The organism is Rhizobium sp. CSW-27 (assembly GCF_018760785.1).
Classification (GTDB): Bacteria; Pseudomonadota; Alphaproteobacteria; order Rhizobiales; family Rhizobiaceae; genus Neorhizobium.
On the sequence record NZ_JAHHZO010000010.1, the window covers coordinates 1 to 18,014 of the forward strand.

Sequence of the window (18,014 nt, forward strand, 5' to 3'; positions counted from 1 at the left end):
CCCATCACCCGCACCTGGTTCGCCCTCTGCAACCCCGGCCAGCGCCGGGCGATCCAGGTGCTGATCGTCAACATGGGGGTCAACATTGGACGCCGATATGGGGTCAACTTTCCGCGCCGATTGACACGTCTGCATCTGCCAAGCCATGCGAAGGTGCGCTCCACGACCCAGCGACGCGGCAGAACCTCGAAGCTCTTGGCCTTGTCGTTTCGCTTGACAATCTGGACCGTGAACCAATCCGCGGCTGTTCCGTCGCAAGTCTCAGCAGACTGGCGCCGACCCGGCTGATCCCAACCCCATGTCTCGCATCGCGGCGCAAGGCCGTCAGGCAATCCACGTGTAGCGCCCTCGACAATCGCGGCGCCGAAACGGAACTAGGCGCCCGGCATTGCTGCCAGGCGCCACGTCATCAATGCAGCGGGAATTCGTCTTCAGTCGGCCTTGCCGACGGCGTGATAGGTGAAGCCGTGGGCCTCCACTTCCGGCGCGCGGTAGACATTGCGCAGATCGACAAAGACAGGCGAGACCATCGTCGACTTCAGCCTCGACAGATCAAGCGCGCGGAACTCGTTCCATTCCGTCACCAGCACCAGGGCCGCGGCACGCTCTGCGACCTGGTAGGGACCGCTGGCAAAATCGATGTCCATCATCTGACGGGCATTGTCCATGCCTTCCGGATCGTAGCCACTGACGACTGCGCCGGCATCCTTCAGCGTCTGGACGATGGCAATGGCCGGGCTGTCGCGCATGTCATCCGTGTTCGGCTTGAAGGTGAGGCCCAGCAGACCGATCTTCTTGCCCCGCACGTCGCCGCCAAGGGCGGCAATGACGCGACGACCCATGGCCCGCTTGCGATTGTCGTTGATGGCAATCGTGGTTTCGATCAGGCGAACCGGGCTGTCATGGTCCTGCGCCGTCTTGACCAGCGCCAGCGTGTCCTTCGGGAAGCAGGAGCCGCCATAGCCCGGGCCCGCATGCAGGAACTTGGCGCCGATGCGGCCATCCAGGCCAATACCGCGCGACACGTCCTGCACATCGGCGCCGACGCGTTCGCACAGGTCGGCGATCTCGTTGATGAAGGTGATCTTCATTGCCAGGAAGGCATTGGCCGCATACTTGATCAGTTCGGAAGTGCGCCGGCCGGTGAAGACCAGCGGCGACTGGTTGAGATAAAGCGGACGATAGACTTCGGTCATCACACCGCGGGCCCGGTCATCCGTCACGCCGACCACGATGCGGTCCGGCCGCTTGAAATCGTCGATGGCAGCGCCTTCCCGCAGGAATTCCGGGTTTGACACGACCGCGAAATCGGCGTCCGGATTGGTTTCGCGGATGATCCGTTCCACCTCGTCGCCAGTGCCGACCGGAACCGTCGACTTTGTAACGACCACGGTGAAGCCCTTGATCGCCCGGGCGATCTCCTCAGCCGCAGCGTAGACGTAGCTCAGATCCGCATGCCCGTCGCCGCGTCGCGACGGCGTTCCCACGGCGATGAAGACCACATCGGCAGCCGCGACCGCCGGGCCGAGATCGGTGGTGAAGGACAGACGCCCCGCCGATCGGTTCGAGGCGACCAGCGCGTCCAGACCGGGCTCGTAGATCGGCATGATGCCGTTGTTGAGCGCCTCGATTTTCTCAGCCGCCTTGTCGACACACACGACGTCGTGGCCAAAGTCGGCGAAGCAGGCGCCCGAAACAAGTCCGACATAGCCGGAGCCAACCATGACTATTCGCATTCACAATTCCTCATCGAGAGTGTTTCAAGATCTTTCGCCGAAGCGGAACGACATCACTTTATTGCATCGCAATATTGCAGCATCAAATCAACCGGCCGTCTGCAGCACAAGCGGATTTGGCAGCATGGCAGCAGCGTTCAAGCCTTCTCCCGGCCATAATCATCCTCAAGCCGAATGATATCGTCCTGCCCCAGATAGGCGCCCGTCTGCACCTCGACCATTTCCAGGAGGATCTTGCCCGGATTGTGCAGGCGGTGCACTTCACCCTGCGGAATGAAGATCGACTCGTTTTCCCGAACCAGGCGGACGCTGTCGCCGATCGTCACTTCTGCAACACCCTTCACGCAGATCCAGTGCTCGGCCCGATGATGGTGTCGCTGCAGGGACAACCGCTTTCCCGGCAGGACGAACAGGCGGTTCACCTGGAAGCGGTCGCCATCGAGCAGCGAGGTAAAGCCGCCCCAGGGTCGATAGGAAGTCGGGTGGCTTTCCGTCAGCCGCGCCGTCGATGCTTCGGCCGCCAGCCGCTTCACCAGCTTGCCAACCTCCTGGCTGTCTTCCAGCCGGCCGACATAGACCGCATCCTCACTGGCAATCACCGCCATGTCGCGCACGCCCTGCACGGCCAGATGATGCCCGGCCCGCGACACCACCAGGGAGTTTTCGGCATTGATGAGCGTCGCATTGCCCAGCACCACATTGCCGGCTTCGTCCTTGGCTCCCAGCTTCCATACGGCATCCCAGCTGCCGAGGTCCGACCAGGCAAACGCGGAAGGCACGACCGCTGCATTCTCCGTCTTTTCCATCACGGCATAGTCGATGGAGATGTCCGGGCTCCCGCCGAAGCTTTCCGGATCGAGGCGCACGAAATCGAGATCGCGATGAGCTTTCTCGACGGCGGCAACGGCCGCATCCAGAACGGCCGGCGCAAAGCGCTTCAACTCGCTGACCAGAAGGCCCACCCGGCACATGAAGATGCCGGAGTTCCACGAGAAGCCACCCGCCGCCAGCATGGCCTCGGCTTTTTCAAGCGGCGGCTTTTCCACGAAGCGTCTGAGAGCACGGGCCCCGGTCGGCAGCAGGTCGCCCAGCTCGATATAGCCATAGCCGGTTGCCGGTTCCGTCGGCGCAATCCCGAAGGTTACGATGCGGTCGGCAAGCGCCGTATCCCGTGCGATGCGGATCGCTTCCATATAGGCATCGCCGGCATCGATCTCGTGGTCGGATGCCAGAAGCTGCAGCAGCGCATCATCGCCGAAACGCTCGCCCAGATAGGCGCAGGCCGCTGCAACGGCCGGCGCCGTATTGCGGGCAACCGGCTCCAGAAGAATGCCGGACAGCGACATGCCGATATCGCGAGCCTGTTCCGCCACGAGGAAACGGAAATCCTGGTTGGTGATGACGACGGGTGCCTCATAGACCGTACGATCCGCCACGCGCAGCAGCGTGGCCTGAAACAGAGTGCGGTCACCGGCCACCTGGATGAACTGCTTGGGGGCGCTGGAGCGCGACAGTGGCCAGAGGCGCGTCCCCTTTCCACCTGCCATGATGACGGGGATGATCTTCTGGCTCATATCCAACTCCGGTACTGTTCAGACTGACAAATTCGCGCCAAACCGCGCCAGCAAGCCAAGCACAGCGACGGCAGTTGTTCAATCACACACTGCCGCCTCGTGGCAATGGAGACGCAGGACACGAAAAAATCCAGGGAAAGACCGCCGGAACAGGACATGTCGGGCCGGCGAAACCGTAATCGACGACCTCAGAAGCCCTGGCCCGACGTCAGCTCTGAACGAATGGTGCCGAGAATGATCTTGAGGTCGAGCCAGACGGAAAAATTGTCGACATAGTGAAGGTCGCAGGCAATGCGGGCACGCGCCTTCGAGGGACGATCGGTCGGGCCACGCAGCCCGCGCATCTGAGCCAGACCGGTGATGCCCGGCTTCATCAGGTGCCGACGATGATAGTCCTGAACCAGATCCTCGTAGGGAACGCCGGCAGCCAGCATGCCGATCGCATGACAACGCGGCCCGACCAGAGACATCTCGCCCTTGAGCACGTTGAGCAGCTGCGGCAGTTCATCGATATTGGTGCGCCGAATGATGCGGCCAATCCGGGTGATGCGCGGATCATCCTTGACTGTCTGATTGACGCCCGTCGGATCGCAGCGCTCGACATACATGGAACGGAACTTGTAGACACGGATGGGCTTGCATCCACGCCCCCAGCGCGTCTGCCTGAAGAACACGGGGCCACGGCTTTCCAGCCGGATCATAAGCGCCACGGTCAGCAGCAAGGGCGCAAGAACAATCAGCGCCGCCAGCGATACAGCCACGTCCAGCACCCGCTTGGCGCAAAGATGAAAGGCCTGGGATAACGGCGAACGCGCCGCAAATCCAACGACAGCCTCATCGGCGTCGTGATAATCCCAGAGCAAATGACCACCACTCAAAGACACAACAGATTGTTCTTTGTGCATATCGGTTGCCGCCACTGAAACCACCCACGGAATATTAAAAATATGATCACCCGCCAAGAACAAACCGTTCATATTCCGGAACGGAATCAGAGTCACCAATTAATTTAACCAGACGTAAAACATCTTGCGCGCGGACTTCAGGATGTGACCCAATCATCACACAACGAGTTCACCAGCTGCAAGTAATGCATCCGGCCTCAAAAGATTAGAGCGGCAGAACATGTCGTTGAACAAATAATGGAATCCCGTCGCAACCGGTGCGGACCAGAGCCCTCCGGCTTGACGACAAGCCGCACTCAGAGCTTCAGCCCGGTCATGGACGCCAACTTTGCCAGCTTCGCCTCGCGCGTCGGCAGATCCCGGATGGCGCGATCAAATTCCAGCACCTTTGCCCCGACCAGGAAGCGATACCAGAACCCCTGCAGGAAGTGATAGCAAAGCCCTTCCAGGCCATCCAGAAAGCCCAGCTGGACAAGATAACGATAGATGAAATAACCGAATGAGGAGATCGGAAACGGAATACGATTGTAGATCTTCTCCTTGACGAACCGCTTCACGGAAGCCTGCATGGACGAGGCATCCTTGGTGAGCACGGCATCGCTGGCAAACAGCGCATAACGCTTGTTCAACACATCCACCGCTTCACGACTGGCATATTTGTTATGCTTGTCGGTGAAGAATGTCAGGTCGTTCAGATTGTGATCGGAAAAGGGATTGTCGAACAATACGGTGCGGCCGCCCCACACCATGATATGCTCATCCATCCAGCGATCTTCGATACGCCCCTGCCCCCTGCGCCAGATGCGCGTGAGGATCAGCGGATAGCGACCGCCGTGGCGGATCCAGCGATCCAGGAAGATGTGCTTGCGCTTCAGGTTGACCGCCGCCACGTCCGCCCCGAGCGTCGGGAGTTTTTCGACGATCTCCGCCGCAAGCGCCGGCTCGATCACCTCGTCGGCATCGAGACGCATAATCCAGTCGGCCGTGATGGGCGCGTTGTCGAGGCCCCACTGAAATTGCTTGGACTGATTGATGAACGGATTCTGCAGCACTGTCGCGCCCAGTCGTTGGGCAAGTTCAACAGTGTCATCATTTGAAAAAGAGTCGATAACGACAATTTGGCTGGCAAAGGATTGAATGTGCCGGATGGCACGTTCAATGTGAATTGCTTCGTTGTAGGTGAGTATAATTACGCATATGCTCGTCATACCGCTTTTTCCCGACCAGCAACTTCCCTGTAAACAGAAAGATGCCTGGATGCTACAGTCGCAGGAGACGCCTGATCTTTCCAGTAATCATAAAACCTTCTGCCCTCTTCCCGGACCGAGGAGGGATCAGCCAACCAGAACAAAACCGCGGTCGCGATGTCGTCGGCCGAATGCGGATCAACCCTGTTCGGCAGTCTCGCACCGGGAGGGACGCAATCGCGGGCTCCTGGGGCATCCGACACGAGAGTGGCTTTCCCGCGCCCTGCAGCCTCAAGAACGACAATGGGCTGCCCTTCCACAAAGCTCGGAAGAATCATGAACATCGATTTGTCGATGAACAGCGGGACTTCTCTTGTGAAGCCCAGAAATTTGACGTTCTCCTCGACGCTCAACCTTCGCGAAAGCTCTACGAGTTCATCACGCAACGCACCTTCTCCGATAAGGAGAAGTTCCGCATCAGGCTTTTTTGCAACCACTCGCTTCCAGGCCTGCAACAGCGTTGCATGATTCTTGACTGGTTCAAGACGAGCGACGCAAATCACCGACGAACCTCCAAAGCTTGGTAGATGCTCTGGTTCTGCAAAAGGTGTCGCGTTGGAAATGTCGTAGATGGTCTTGCACCGTTCATACTGCTCAATATCTCTCCTGACAGAAGACGAGATTGCGATGGCTGCATCGACAAACAGGAGACTGGGCACGGTGCGCTTACCATAGGCAAGGTGGCCGGTGTAAACGACCGGAACCCCCAGAACTCGGCATAGGGCTCCCACAATCATAGCCAGACGGCGATGATGGACATGTACGACATCTATCTTCCGGGCCAGGATAAATGACCGGAATTGAATGATCGCCTTAAGCAGTCGCGGTGGCGACTTCGCCATGAGAGAGCACGTAACGACCGGGCTTTCTCCATCGCGAAGCCAGTCGAGGTCACTCTGCTGGGCGTCATCACCATAGTGACAATCCACAAAGTGCCAGCGTGCATTCAGGCCGTCGGCGCCTTCGTAAAGTCGCTTCAATGCGATCGTAACGCCGCTGCTTCGATAGTAATTGGGATTGACGACACAAATGTTCATCAGGAATATCTCTGCTTGATCTTGACAGCTGGGTTGCCCACGTAAACCCCGCATTCGTCAAGGTCGCGGAATGCCACTGCTCGTGCGCCAAGCACTGCGCCGGCCCCAATGGTAACCCCAGGCCCGACGAAGGCTTCCGCTGCAACCCAACAATCGTCCCCGATCACAATCGGCTTCACAATCAGTTGGAAATCGGGATCCTTGATATCATGAGAGCCTGCGCAGAGATGCGCCCCCTGCGAGACCACAGATCCCTTGCCGATCACGATCGGAGCCATGTTGTAGCAGTTGACCCGACCAGCAAGAATAGATCCCGGCTTCATCGTGAGGTTGGGCGGATACCACACCCGAGCGCTTCCCCGGACGTCGCACTTCCCCTCGATTCTGGCTCCGAACAGTCGCAGGAGAAAGCATCTCCAGCGATGCAGGAATGGCGGCGTCCAGGACGCCAGAAGCATCCAGACGACTCCCCAGCAGAGCCGCATCACCCTGTGCGCCAGCGAAAAACTCGCCCCCCCTTCCCGCGGCTTCGCGGTTTTGGCATCCAGCATCATTTTGAACGTCCCTGGGATGCGTTTCGGAGAACTGCCAGCAGCGCATCGGCCGCAACCTTCGGCCTGAAGTATGTATTGAAGCAGGCTTTCGCCGCGTCAGACACCTCTGCCCGATCAGCCGACGTCATCATCAGAAACTTCTCAAGCATCCGGCTGATGCCATCCTGATCGTCCTCATCCACAAGGCCAGCACCCGTCGCAACGACTTCTCGCCAGATGTTTACCTTGTTGGTCACGAGAACGGGGGTACCACAAGCCATTGCCTCCGCCACGACAATGCCGAAATTCTCCTGATGAGACGGCAGGATGAAGGCATCTGCGCTCCGGAATGCTCCCCACTTCGCGTCTCCGCCCAGCATGCCGGGCCAGTGAATGCGATGAGACAGGCCAACAGCCGCGGCCTTAGCAACCAGTTCGGCCTTCATGCCAACCTGGTCGGGACCAGCCACGACAAGATCAATGTCCGTATGATTACCTGCCAACGCAAGAAATGCGTCGATCAGCAGATCGCATCCCTTCTTGGGATGGATACGGCTGAGAAACAGCAGATAGCGCCGCCCGTTCAGCTCCGGAACCATCTGTTGAAACGCCGCGCGCTGCTGCTGTTCATTCTCCGCCGGCGCGCCGGCAGCATAAGCCACCACCCTTTCGCTGTAGGAGTGCCCGAAAAACACGCCGCGCGCCGCAAGGCGCTCTTCCTCGGAGGTAAACAGCACCTGATCTGCATCTCTGAGGACCTTGCCCTGCGCAAAGGTCCAGAAGGCCTGCTTCAACATATGTTTCAACGGGTAAGCCTGTCGGAACCAGGGATCAAGCATGCCGTGGGTGAAGACCACGTAAGGCAACCCGGCCTTTCGCAGTCCCTGCCAACCGCCGATCGACGCATGGTTCCAAAGGCCATGCACAACTGCTGCGTCGAATCTGTGCGCATTGTCGCCGATCCAACGGGCAAGCGCCGGCGTGTAGCCGTATATTTTCGTACCCGGTCCACAGGCGTGCACAGGAAAGGGAAAATCCGTCACGAAGGATGCCGATGGATTGTCCAGCGTCGCGACCTCCGTCTCGTGCCCGTCCTCGCGCATGGCCGTTGCGCTCAGTTTCAAGCCTTCGATAGGGCCGCCCGTGCGGGGGTCGACACTCGCGATGACACGCAAAACTCTCACGACAGCTCCCCGAGAAGATGTTCAAGATTGGATCGGAAATGCGTATTCAGATAGCGCGACAGCAGTTTCTGCTTGCCGGCCTCGCCCATGGCGGCGCTTTTCTGCGGGTCAGTCAGCAGAGTCTCCAAGGCCGCAGCAAGGCCGGCAATATCGGACGGATCGATGACAAAGCCGTCCACCTGGTCCGTCACGACTTCCCGAGAGGCACCCTGGTTGCTGCATATGACCGGCAGACCGTATTTCCATGCCTCGAGATAGACAATGCCAAAGCCCTCCTTCGACGACGGCAAGACGAAGCAGCATGCCCGGCGATAGCACTCGTCGAGAACCGCATCGCTGACGCGCCCATGAAAGGTGACAGCGGACGCAATATCCAGGCTATCGGCGAGCGCCACCAGTTCCGGCTTCAAAACGCCATCCCCGACGATTTCCAGTCGAGCCGCAGGCCGTCGCTCAAGGACCAGTTTGAAGGCATGAAGCAGCTTGTCGACATTCTTGCCGTGGTCATGCAAGGCCATGCGCGTCACGCAGAGCACAACCGGTTCGGGGTCGCGCGCGACATCGTCCTCTCCGACGGGCGCGTCAACGGCATTCGGAAAGAGACGAAACTTCGCCGGATCTACCGAAAATTCACGCGACATGATTTCAGCAGTATAGCGACTGACGGAGGCAACCATGCTTACCGCCTTCAGCAGCATGGGCTCGTACCATCGCTTGGCGCGATAGACCGGATCGTTCCAGACCTCAACGCCGTGAACGAACAGGCAGATCTTCAGGCGTGGATTAATCAACTTGGCCAGAAAGCCGACCGGAAGCAGATTGATCTGCCCCAGAAACAGAATGTCCGATCGCCTGGCTGCCGCCAGGGCGTCGCGCATGAAGGACAGTCTGCGGGGGCCGAAGCCGCGCACGGCAACCTGCCGGACCGGAGGGATGTCACGATCGACATCGCGCATGATCATCACCCGGCAATCCCTGATCATAGTCTTGCCGGCGATGTCGGAAAGGCACGAAATGACACGCTGGTTGAACCGCTGCAGTCCACCTGTACGCGAATAGGTGTCGAGGGCAAGGAAGAGAATCCGAGGTACATTCATGCCAGCCGCGTCCCCCGCCCCACCATCTGCGCTACCGACGCCAGTCCGTCGGCTGCGGATTGCGTACTGTAGTCGGTCATGAAACCTTGGGCCCAGCCATACTCGCGCTTGAACCCGCAAAGTTTCTGCAACAACACAGCCAGAGCGGCCACATCCCCGATCGGAAACACGCCGCAACGCTCTCGATGACCGAATTCGGCTGCAGCACCCACGGCTTCCGACATGGCCAGTGCGCAGCCGGCCTGCAGCGCCTCATTGCAGACAAGCCCCCAGACCTCACCCTCCCGTCGCGAGGCCAGCACGACGACGTCAGATGCAAGATAGTAATCCCCGATCTCTTCTTGATTGATGAAGCCCGTAAACACCAACCGGATCCCCGGACGATCTCGATATCTGTCGCGCAGTTCTGCCTCCAGGGCACCGCTGCCAACCAGAAGGCAGGTGATATTGCCCTTCGTTGAAGCGGCAAGCTCGATACACGCCTTGATAACGGTTTCCGGATCCTTTTTCGGAATGAGCTTGCCGAAGGCCGCGACAACCATGCTGTCCTTTTCGATGCCCAGCCTCTCCCTCAGAGCCTCGCAGCGAGCGCGCTTCTGTGCCTCGGAAAGGCCTGCCGCCTTGTCCACGGTCGAAAATCGCGTCATCACGAGTTGCGAAGGCCTGAACCCGTGGGCGACAAGATGCTTTCGATTCAGCTCTCCGAAGCAAAAGGCGCCATTGAACAGCGAGTAGATAAGCCGGTATCCGAAGCTCCGGACGAACTGCTTGAGCCGACTGCGCCGGACGAAAGCCTCATCCTGCGTTTCCACGCGCAACCAGCACGCAATGCCGCGAGCACGTGCGGCAAGCGCAAAGCGAATCCCCACCCAGTGATTGACGGAGTGAACGATCACCAGATCCGGCTTATGCTGGGAGAGAACCTTGCCGACGACGATCCCCCTGAAGCCCCAGAAGGTATCACGCGTATCCTCACGCCCCGGCAGCAACACCTGATAGGTGTAGCCGCTCAACAAGGGGATATTCCATTTCACCTCCTGCTGGAACTCGACATCCAGATAACCGCGCACCGAAGCGTCATTGTAATACGCCACGGTGAGCGACAGATCGTCATAGCCGGCCAACTGCTGATAGATGGGCGCTCGGTATTGGACGGGATGGGTGTCAACGATGAGAACACGCGTCATCGCCGCCTCCCGATCTCCAGTGCCCTCTCCACGATGTCCTGCATCAGGAATTCGTTATAGGTACGATTGCGGACAGACCGTTCTTTGGCTTTCCGCGCCATGCGCGCGCGAAATTCGTCGTCGGCAAGCAACCTCCGGCACTGGGCAATACATTCCTGGGCATCATCGAAGAGCAGGATTTCTTCGCCCTCATCGTACATATCGCGGTGATGGCTTGTTCTGGGCGCACACATTGCCGTGCCGATCGCCGGGATTTCCGCTGAGCGCGTTGTGTGCAGATCGAAGTTCCGATCATTGAGCATCACGAGCGCTACCTTCGCAGCGGAAATCGCCTTGGCGTAGTCCCGGTCCTTCAGAAATTTGAACTGAACGGCGGACTTGATCCGGTGAAAGTTCGGCGAGCGATCCCAACGGTTTCCATAGATGCGGATATCCAGGCCGGCTTCGACCAGTTCCGCCATGAACGCATCGCGGCCAGGCATCCAGGCACCCGCGAAAATCACATCACAGGCCCATTCGTCCTTTTCACCGTCCTCGAATGCATATGGCTGATGCTCGATCTCATCGGCACATTGCCAGATGAGCATAGGATGACGAATACCGAGCGCTCGCATTTGCTCGTCCAATTTATCCCGCTTCACGGCGACCACCAGATCATGAAGCTTCGCGGCACGCCGATGCATCGACCATCGGCGTCGCTCCGGCGGCGGATCATGATACGGGTTGTCGGCATTGTAATTGCAGGAGACCCGAGCAACCGAACGGATAAAGGACAGCGCGCGCGGCCCGATGACGTCACCGGAATCGACAACTGCCAAGTCAAATTCGCCGTCTGGAATCTGTCTCTTCAGGGACCGTGTCACTAGCCAATCCAGGCCAATTCCGCCTGTCCGGTACAACCACAAGCTCCACCGGCGCGGCAAGTCAACATAAGGGGAGATATGTGTAACCGTATAACCACTACGTCGCAGCGCGTCCGCTCTGTGTTTGCTTGTACCCGAGTTCGAACCAACAAACAGAATTTTAATCTTACGCATCCTACCGCTCAACTTCTCAACGTCATGTCGAAAGCGCGCTCGAACTGTTTCAGAACTGCTGTCTGGCTATAGATTTTGGTAAACAATTCAACGCCTCGCCTCGCCATCTGCAAACGTAACGAATGGCTTTCGCATAGTTGCATAAGTCTGTGCGCGATATCATCCGGCGACGAAGCCACAAGGCAACCGACATCACCGTCCTGGAGCATCATTCTCTGTTGCGGCTTGTCTGGAGCGATAGGAACTGCACCGGCAGCCAAAGCCTCAATGTAAACGATGCCGTAACTTTCCTCTCGACTCGGCATTGCAAAGACATGTGCACCCCGCATCAAACTTTGTACCTCCTGAGGCGGGAGAGCAGGCAACAACTCAATGGCAGGATCACTCGGCAATGGAACAGGTCCGTCCTGCATCTCTGAGACAATCGTAAGCGTAGCTTCAACTCCTCGCTGGCGTATCGACTGAAACGCCGCGACTAGCAAATCCAGTCCCTTGCGCCGCGCTGCTCGCCCCACGAAGAGGATCTTCATTGGGCTGGAGGTATGCTTGGCGGTTAGCAATTCGTCATCAATCGGATGCGTAAAGGGCAGAACGAACGGCAGAACATCGACACGTGACGGCTCAACCTCGAACTGATTGCAAAATAACATCTTCGAGTACTCGCTGGACATGGCCAGCCGTGTGGCAGTTTGCGAAATATCTCTTTTTGCACGCAGGCATTGATCGACCTCTGAGACCGACAGACCACGGCGCATCAGAATATCCACGTCCGTCGGCCCATCGTGCCAAAGTATTTTTGCATCTTTCGGCACGTCCCGAGGAAACGTACCGTATGAATAGAAGAAATCGTAGTGGCGAAGATCGCCGGGATAGCGTTCATAAGGGGTAAAAGCGGCAGACCGACCAACCGTCCTCGCTAAGACATATTTTCGCAGGTATGCGTAACTCGCCCGAGCAATTGATACCGGATTCCTATCCAGTTCCAGAGCGTACTTCTTGCTGTTACCCGTAATAAGGTCCGCAGTATACCTCGTGTGAAGCCAATCCGTATTTTTGGGACGAATGAACCAACGCGGGCTCAGACACAGACCACGAGGAAGTTCACGGATAGCAGGCAACACACTCACATCGTCATCCATAACCACTGCCTAAGCGTCACCAGTAAATTTTCCGACTACACAAACAAAACTTCTATGCCATATTCTTGCTGTGCTTTCTGGAAATTACAATTGTCACCAAAACCATCAATACATTCAGCATCAACGTGACAGCAGCGGCAGCAGGAAGCCCAAATCGCTCGATCACAAGCCACAGAACACCAATAGAAAGCACCGAAATAATTAGAAGCCAAAGTGCGAAATAGCTATGTCTATTCGTGGAAACGAAAGGCGTCTGCAGCGTATACCACACGATCTCGAACACAACCGCAAGAATCATCATATGAAATACTAGCGCTTGATTAACAACAGTTCCTCGCGTCCACCACGATAAAAACGCCTCGCCCAGCCACCACATGCCGATAGCATAGACGAAAGTTCCAACACTTGCCGCATATATAAGATAGGTGAATGCCTTCTTTTCTTTAGAAGTTTCCCCTGAGCCGGCCAATTGTGCAAATATTGGCTCGAGAGAACTAATCACGATCGAGGCTGCCGTCCGTCCCAGCCTTGTCAGGGTCCGGATGGCATTAATCACCACAACGGCCACCGGCCCTAGAAATGCTCCCACCAATAGACTTACACCTTGTATGTTCAAAGCATAACTTGCTGTATAGGACATATAGGAAACAGATGGCACCACCATGCGACGCAACAATACCAAGTCGGCCAAGTGTACTCCCGGTCGAAATGCTGGGTATTTCCGATAGAATTGGATGCAGGCCAACAAGAAGATTACCAAGCGGTTGACCAGAAGCAGCAGAGCCGTCGAAAGAAACCCGGCGCCAAAGAACGCACATCCGGCCAGCAGCACAGCTTCTGTCAAGCGAGATGTGGCATTGATGCTGACCACCGCCCACAACAGCCCAACGGAGCGCATCGCCGCGCCGACAACACCAAAGATGATCGATGTCAAAGTCAGAAGTCCCAGAACGAAGGTCGCAACCCTCAAGTCACTCGAACTCTCGGTCTTCAAACCAAACATCTGGTCCAGCGGCACGAACGACACGAAGAGGCCGAATGCGACGATCAGGATCAGGGTAACACACAGATTAAATAGCCAGGCAGTCTGATTCACAACCAGAGCGCCCTGGGTGTCCCCCCGCGCCATCCTCATAGTCATGTCGTTTGCAGAGATCTGCGCGAAGCCCAGGTCCGCCATGGACAGGTAGGAGGGCAGCGCGGAAATGATCAGCCAACTCCCGTATTTTTCAGCGCCCCAGAATGTCACCATCAGAGGAAGGACCAGCAACTGTGCGCCGATCGTTACGGCCTGAGAATAGCCCTGAGAGAAAAGCCCCCAGGTAAACTGCGACTTCAAGCTGGCGAGCTTCACGCGAATTTCCTCTTCCGTAGAGGCCCCTCACTTTTAACAAAACTATTGTAGAGAAAATAAATCAACGAAATCATGATCACGAATTGCAATGGGCCTCTCGTCGAAATGAGGGTTACGCTGAGAAGCGTCGTCGACAGAAACCCGTTCACGAAAAGCTGCGACGTAACAAGAATTCCGGAAACACGGGACCCCATGAGTCTGGTCATAACGCCGTACATGTAACTCATAATATAATACAGAGCAAACGTAACAATAAATACGCACGCATATCCGCCAATCGCGAATAGTTCTCCTTGGATAGTGATCATCGGCCGTCCGATTGTCGACCAGTCCCGCAAACCGAGTTCCCATACCACTTGATCGCTGAAGTACAGATCTTTCTCCTGCCCAAAAATATTCGGCAGAACATTCCAAAATAGGTTACCCCACAAGTCGTCCCAACGAACCTGCTCAATCGCCCACAGCTTGGAGACGACGATGTCCATTTGCGGTAGCAATGTCAGTCTGTTCAACAGACTATCAGAGCTTGCACTGTAAAATGCCGAATAAAACCCGCCCGTATCAGCGGGCGCAGACATCAATTCAACCTTGGAGCTGTTAATATAAAATGGATTCAATATCGAGATTACCGTTTCAAGCGAAAAGAACTTCTCTGCAAACAGAAGGGGAAGCGACAGAGACGTGTCTCGCGCCCAACGAATAGACAGGATAATAGCGGAAAATATGCTCAAAGTTCGCGCGGTGAGATATGCCACGATCAATGTGCCTGGGGTTATGATTTTTTCCTTCAGCATCATCATCGCAAATCCGAGCATCAGGAGAAGCGACATCAGCGCTGTCCTGCCGTTGCCGGCAGCAGATACGAATATCATGGTACCGAGTATGAGCCAAAGGACGGGATCTCGAACAGCTTTCGCAGACGAAAGCCTTACCGAAATCGTTATAAATAACAAACCTGAAATTGTACTTGAATACACAGCCGGAACCAAGCCGAATCTATCAACAACAACACCAACAAAACCGGCAAAAAGAAATACGTATTGAAGCTGAACAAGAATAAACCGCCTACGTACAGATAAATTCTGATTCGATTTCTGCATTACGTTCTTGTTTGGCGTCATCAGATACGCAAAATACAATCCGAACTGGCTGCAAAGGGCAACAAGAGCGCTTCGTTCCGCGTTTCCGAGACCATGCGAAGCAGTCTGACCGTAGAGGGCCGCGTATGCATATGTCGCAAAGGAAAACATCCAATAGACGTTCGTAAAAATGATGGTCCGAATGCCGTCCTTGCTTCGACTACCAATGATCCATGCCATGGCGGCCATCAGCAAGTGCGCGAGGGCAGCCACGGCTTGCTGGTCAAGAGCAAGATTCAGCACTATCCCGGCAACATGCAGCGGAACTGCAAACCGGACGAAGCTGCGAACCCGCTGGTCGAAGCGTCCTGCCAACATGGCATCACGCTCAAGTTCCGACTGCCCAGCAATAGACGACATCGCGACTTACCTTGCTCTTGGAACGGCGTCGAACAACCCGCCGATCTGCGGAAGCACGTCATGCGCGGAAAGCCCGCGCACAAGGATCAGTTGATCGATCGGCATGGATCGGCGCGCCTTGCCCGCAACCTCTCCGATTGAAAGTGCCATCTCCCCCGCATCGCCCGGCGGCACCACGATTGCCGCCCCCCTTACAAACTCCGCCAGTTCCGTACCCTCGTCCGCCGTCACCAGCACCGGCTTGCCGCTTGCCAGCATGCCGCCGAGCTTTGAGGGAAGCACCAGGTCGGCGGCGCCCTTGTCCTGTGGAAGGGCGTGCAGGTCGGCCATGTTGAGGAATTCGTTGAGGCGGGCATAGGGCTGGAAGGGCAGAAAGCGCAGATTGGGCAGATGCCCATAGCGCGCCTGCAGATCGGCCTTGACCGGACCTTCGCCGGCAATGACGAAATGGATCTTCGTCTCGTCCTTCAACTGTTCGGCCGCATCCAGAAGCACGTTGAGCCCCTGCTTGGCGCCGATATTGCCGGAATAGAGAACGACGAAATCATCCTTGGCAAAGCCGAGTTCAGCGCGGTAGGGACTCTCGTCTTCCATCGGATAGATATGGGTGAGATCCACCCAATTGCGCACCAGCGCCATGTTCTCCGGCGCCACGCCCTTGGCCACCAGCTTTTCGGCCATGCGATTGGAAATGGTGATCACCTTGTCGAAACGCTTCAGCGTGAAACGCTCGAAGGCGAAACCGAGTTTTTTCAGGAAACCGTAGGCGCCGAGATGGCCGACAGCAAAGGCGGCGTCCACCTCAAGATCCTGCACGTGCAGAACGGTGCGCGCACCGATCAGGGCGGCGGCCAGTTGCGCAACCGGCGAGGCAAACAGGGTGGGCTCGACGCAGAACACGGTGTCCGGACGGCGCCGCAGGATCTGCCAGAATGCAACCGGTGCCGAGGTGAGGGCAAAGCTCAGCGGCGCCAGCATGCGCCAGATGCCGCTCATCCTGCGGCGCAGCAACAGGGGAGCGCGCAGAACCCTCACCCCGTTTTCCACCGTACTGCCGTAGGCATTACGGTAACCGCTCTGCACGGCCCAGCCCGGATAATGCGGCGGCGTTGTCACCACCGTCACATCCGTCCCCTCTTTCGCGAGGTATTCGGCAATCTCGCCGGTATATTTGCCGACACCCGCCAGTTCCGGGGCATAGTTCATGCCATAGATCAGAACCCGGGCCGGGTGGGCGCGCTTGTCCTCGGCCTTCGGCATCGTCCCGTCGGCAGACAGATCGTCGAGCGCTGCCGAGGTCATGCCGCATTCCCCTGCTTGCGCTCGGCATATTCGCCGGCCAGGAACGCATTATAGGCGCTGCGAATGCCCTCTTCGAGCCCGATCTTCGGCACCCAGCCCGCCTCTCTCAGCCTGTCGGCGCTCATCAGCTTGCGCGGCGTGCCATCCGGCTTGGAGAGATCGTTGACGATCGCACCCTCATATCCAACCACCTTGCAGACAAGCTTCGTCAATTCGAGGATCGTCACGTCATCGCCGAAGCCGACATTCACATGGCTCTCGCCGGAATAGGTCTTCATCAGGTGAACGCAGGCATCCGCGCAGTCATCCACATGCAGAAATTCGCGCCGCGGCGTGCCCGTGCCCCAGACGACGATCTCGGACTTGCCATTGACCTTCGCCTCATGCGCCTTGCGGATCAGGGCCGGCATCACGTGGCTCGAATTGAGGTCGAAATTATCGCCGGGACCATAAAGATTGGTCGGCATGGCGGAGATGAAGTCGTGACCATGTTGCTTGCGATAGGCCTGGCACAGCTTGATGCCGGCGATCTTGGCGATCGCATACCACTCGTTCGTCGGCTCCAGTGCGCCGGTCAAAAGCGCATCCTCGGTGATCGGCTGCGGCGCAAACTTCGGATAGATGCAGGAAGAGCCGAGAAACAGCAACTTCTCCACCCCGACACGATGCGCGGCATGAATGATGTTCGCCTCCAGCACCAGGTTGTCATAGAGAAAGTCGGCCGGATAGGTGTCATTGGCCAGAATGCCGCCAACCTTGGCAGCCGCGAGAAAGATCGCATCCGGACGATGAGCGTCCATCCACGCCTCGACCTGATCCTGCCGGGTCAAATCCAGTTCGGCGCGCGTCGCAACCACAACCTCGCACCCCTCGGAGGCCAGACGGCGGACGATCGCCGACCCGACCATTCCGCGATGCCCGGCAACATAGACCTTCTTGCCAGCCAGATCGTATTGCACCTCAGCCATCCCGTACTCCACCAAACCCGCAACCTTCAGGCAAAATCCGATAGCCGAAAGCAGCCTGAAAGATCAAACAAACAGAGGTCGCACCTCAAGAAAACACATCCGGAGAGCGCAATTTACTTCACAGCACTCCAATCCGCCGCCAGATAGACTGCAGAATGCGGCGAGCAACCAGCCACCCCGCAAAACACGTGCGCAAACACTTGCCGCCCTGAGTA

Annotated in this window: 15 protein-coding genes and 1 pseudogene; all 16 read right to left on the bottom strand. The window is 57.3% G+C overall.

The window, feature by feature from the left end; genetic code table 11:
* Window positions 1–122 precede the first annotated feature (122 nt).
* Window positions 123–233 (bottom strand): annotated as a pseudogene (locus tag KLP42_RS18170) (transposase); the annotation flags it as partial.
* A gap of 198 nt (window positions 234–431) precedes the next feature.
* A complete protein-coding gene (locus tag KLP42_RS18175; RefSeq protein WP_215568377.1) occupies window positions 432–1,736 on the bottom strand; it encodes a UDP-glucose dehydrogenase family protein in 1,305 nt (434 codons plus the stop codon).
* Window positions 1,737–1,873: 137 nt separating this feature from the next.
* Window positions 1,874–3,310: a mannose-1-phosphate guanylyltransferase/mannose-6-phosphate isomerase gene (locus KLP42_RS18180; RefSeq protein ID WP_215568378.1), complete on the bottom strand. Its 1,437-nt coding sequence runs from the start codon at window positions 3,308–3,310 to the stop codon at window positions 1,874–1,876.
* Between the two features lie 188 nt (window positions 3,311–3,498).
* Entirely contained in the window at window positions 3,499–4,314 is an 816-nt protein-coding gene (locus KLP42_RS18185) for a sugar transferase (protein WP_353844894.1), read from the bottom strand.
* A gap of 197 nt (window positions 4,315–4,511) precedes the next feature.
* Window positions 4,512–5,423 (bottom strand): glycosyltransferase family 2 protein, encoded by a 912-nt coding sequence (locus tag KLP42_RS18190; RefSeq protein ID WP_215568379.1) that lies wholly within the window; start codon window positions 5,421–5,423, stop codon window positions 4,512–4,514.
* Window positions 5,420–6,499: a glycosyltransferase family 4 protein gene (locus KLP42_RS18195; RefSeq protein WP_215568380.1), complete on the bottom strand. Its 1,080-nt coding sequence runs from the start codon at window positions 6,497–6,499 to the stop codon at window positions 5,420–5,422. Before KLP42_RS18195 ends, KLP42_RS18190 begins: the two co-directional genes overlap by 4 nt.
* A complete protein-coding gene (locus KLP42_RS18200) occupies window positions 6,499–7,053 on the bottom strand; it encodes an LbetaH domain-containing protein (RefSeq protein WP_215568381.1) in 555 nt (184 codons plus the stop codon). The genes KLP42_RS18195 and KLP42_RS18200 overlap by 1 nt, the downstream gene beginning before the upstream one ends.
* Window positions 7,050–8,216 carry a glycosyltransferase gene (locus KLP42_RS18205; protein ID WP_215568382.1) on the bottom strand — a complete coding sequence of 389 codons (1,167 nt, stop codon included), beginning with the start codon at window positions 8,214–8,216 and terminating at the stop codon, window positions 7,050–7,052. The genes KLP42_RS18200 and KLP42_RS18205 overlap by 4 nt, the downstream gene beginning before the upstream one ends.
* Entirely contained in the window at window positions 8,213–9,313 is a 1,101-nt protein-coding gene (locus tag KLP42_RS18210; RefSeq protein ID WP_353844896.1) for a glycosyltransferase family 4 protein, read from the bottom strand. Before KLP42_RS18210 ends, KLP42_RS18205 begins: the two co-directional genes overlap by 4 nt.
* On the bottom strand, window positions 9,310–10,500 hold the full coding sequence (locus tag KLP42_RS18215) for a glycosyltransferase family 4 protein (RefSeq protein WP_215568384.1): 1,191 nt from the start codon (window positions 10,498–10,500) through the stop codon (window positions 9,310–9,312). Before KLP42_RS18215 ends, KLP42_RS18210 begins: the two co-directional genes overlap by 4 nt.
* On the bottom strand, window positions 10,497–11,318 hold the full coding sequence (locus tag KLP42_RS18220; protein WP_215568385.1) for a CgeB family protein: 822 nt from the start codon (window positions 11,316–11,318) through the stop codon (window positions 10,497–10,499). Before KLP42_RS18220 ends, KLP42_RS18215 begins: the two co-directional genes overlap by 4 nt.
* 227 nt (window positions 11,319–11,545) lie before the next feature.
* Window positions 11,546–12,676, bottom strand: coding sequence for a glycosyltransferase family 4 protein (locus KLP42_RS18225; RefSeq protein ID WP_215568386.1), 1,131 nt, complete (start codon window positions 12,674–12,676; stop codon window positions 11,546–11,548).
* A 52-nt stretch (window positions 12,677–12,728) separates the two neighbouring features.
* A complete protein-coding gene (locus tag KLP42_RS18230; protein ID WP_215568387.1) occupies window positions 12,729–14,030 on the bottom strand; it encodes a lipopolysaccharide biosynthesis protein in 1,302 nt (433 codons plus the stop codon).
* The gene (locus tag KLP42_RS18235; protein WP_215568388.1) at window positions 14,027–15,529 is read right to left on the bottom strand and encodes a hypothetical protein; all 1,503 of its coding nucleotides are present in this window, start codon (window positions 15,527–15,529) and stop codon (window positions 14,027–14,029) included. The genes KLP42_RS18230 and KLP42_RS18235 overlap by 4 nt, the downstream gene beginning before the upstream one ends.
* A gap of 6 nt (window positions 15,530–15,535) precedes the next feature.
* Window positions 15,536–16,831, bottom strand: a complete 1,296-nt coding sequence (locus KLP42_RS18240) for a WcaI family glycosyltransferase (RefSeq protein WP_215568389.1) — start codon at window positions 16,829–16,831, stop codon at window positions 15,536–15,538.
* A complete protein-coding gene (gene fcl, locus KLP42_RS18245) occupies window positions 16,828–17,799 on the bottom strand; it encodes a GDP-L-fucose synthase (protein ID WP_215568390.1) in 972 nt (323 codons plus the stop codon). The genes KLP42_RS18240 and fcl overlap by 4 nt, the downstream gene beginning before the upstream one ends.
* Window positions 17,800–18,014 lie beyond the last annotated feature (215 nt).

Excerpts from the sequence above, each read along its gene's own strand:
- KLP42_RS18175 (WP_215568377.1), bottom strand. The coding sequence starts at position 1,736 with ATGCGAATAGTCATGGTTGGCTCCGGCTATGTCGGACTTGTTTCGGGC.
- KLP42_RS18180 (WP_215568378.1), bottom strand. The coding sequence starts at position 3,310 with ATGAGCCAGAAGATCATCCCCGTCATCATGGCAGGTGGAAAGGGGACG.
- KLP42_RS18190 (WP_215568379.1), bottom strand. The coding sequence starts at position 5,423 with ATGACGAGCATATGCGTAATTATACTCACCTACAACGAAGCAATTCAC.
- KLP42_RS18195 (WP_215568380.1), bottom strand. The coding sequence starts at position 6,499 with ATGAACATTTGTGTCGTCAATCCCAATTACTATCGAAGCAGCGGCGTT.
- KLP42_RS18200 (WP_215568381.1), bottom strand. The coding sequence starts at position 7,053 with ATGATGCTGGATGCCAAAACCGCGAAGCCGCGGGAAGGGGGGGCGAGT.
- KLP42_RS18210 (WP_353844896.1), bottom strand. The coding sequence starts at position 9,313 with ATGAATGTACCTCGGATTCTCTTCCTTGCCCTCGACACCTATTCGCGT.
- KLP42_RS18215 (WP_215568384.1), bottom strand. The coding sequence starts at position 10,500 with ATGACGCGTGTTCTCATCGTTGACACCCATCCCGTCCAATACCGAGCG.
- KLP42_RS18225 (WP_215568386.1), bottom strand. The coding sequence starts at position 12,676 with ATGGATGACGATGTGAGTGTGTTGCCTGCTATCCGTGAACTTCCTCGT.
- KLP42_RS18235 (WP_215568388.1), bottom strand. The coding sequence starts at position 15,529 with ATGTCGTCTATTGCTGGGCAGTCGGAACTTGAGCGTGATGCCATGTTG.
- KLP42_RS18240 (WP_215568389.1), bottom strand. The coding sequence starts at position 16,831 with ATGACCTCGGCAGCGCTCGACGATCTGTCTGCCGACGGGACGATGCCG.
- fcl (WP_215568390.1), bottom strand. The coding sequence starts at position 17,799 with ATGGCTGAGGTGCAATACGATCTGGCTGGCAAGAAGGTCTATGTTGCC.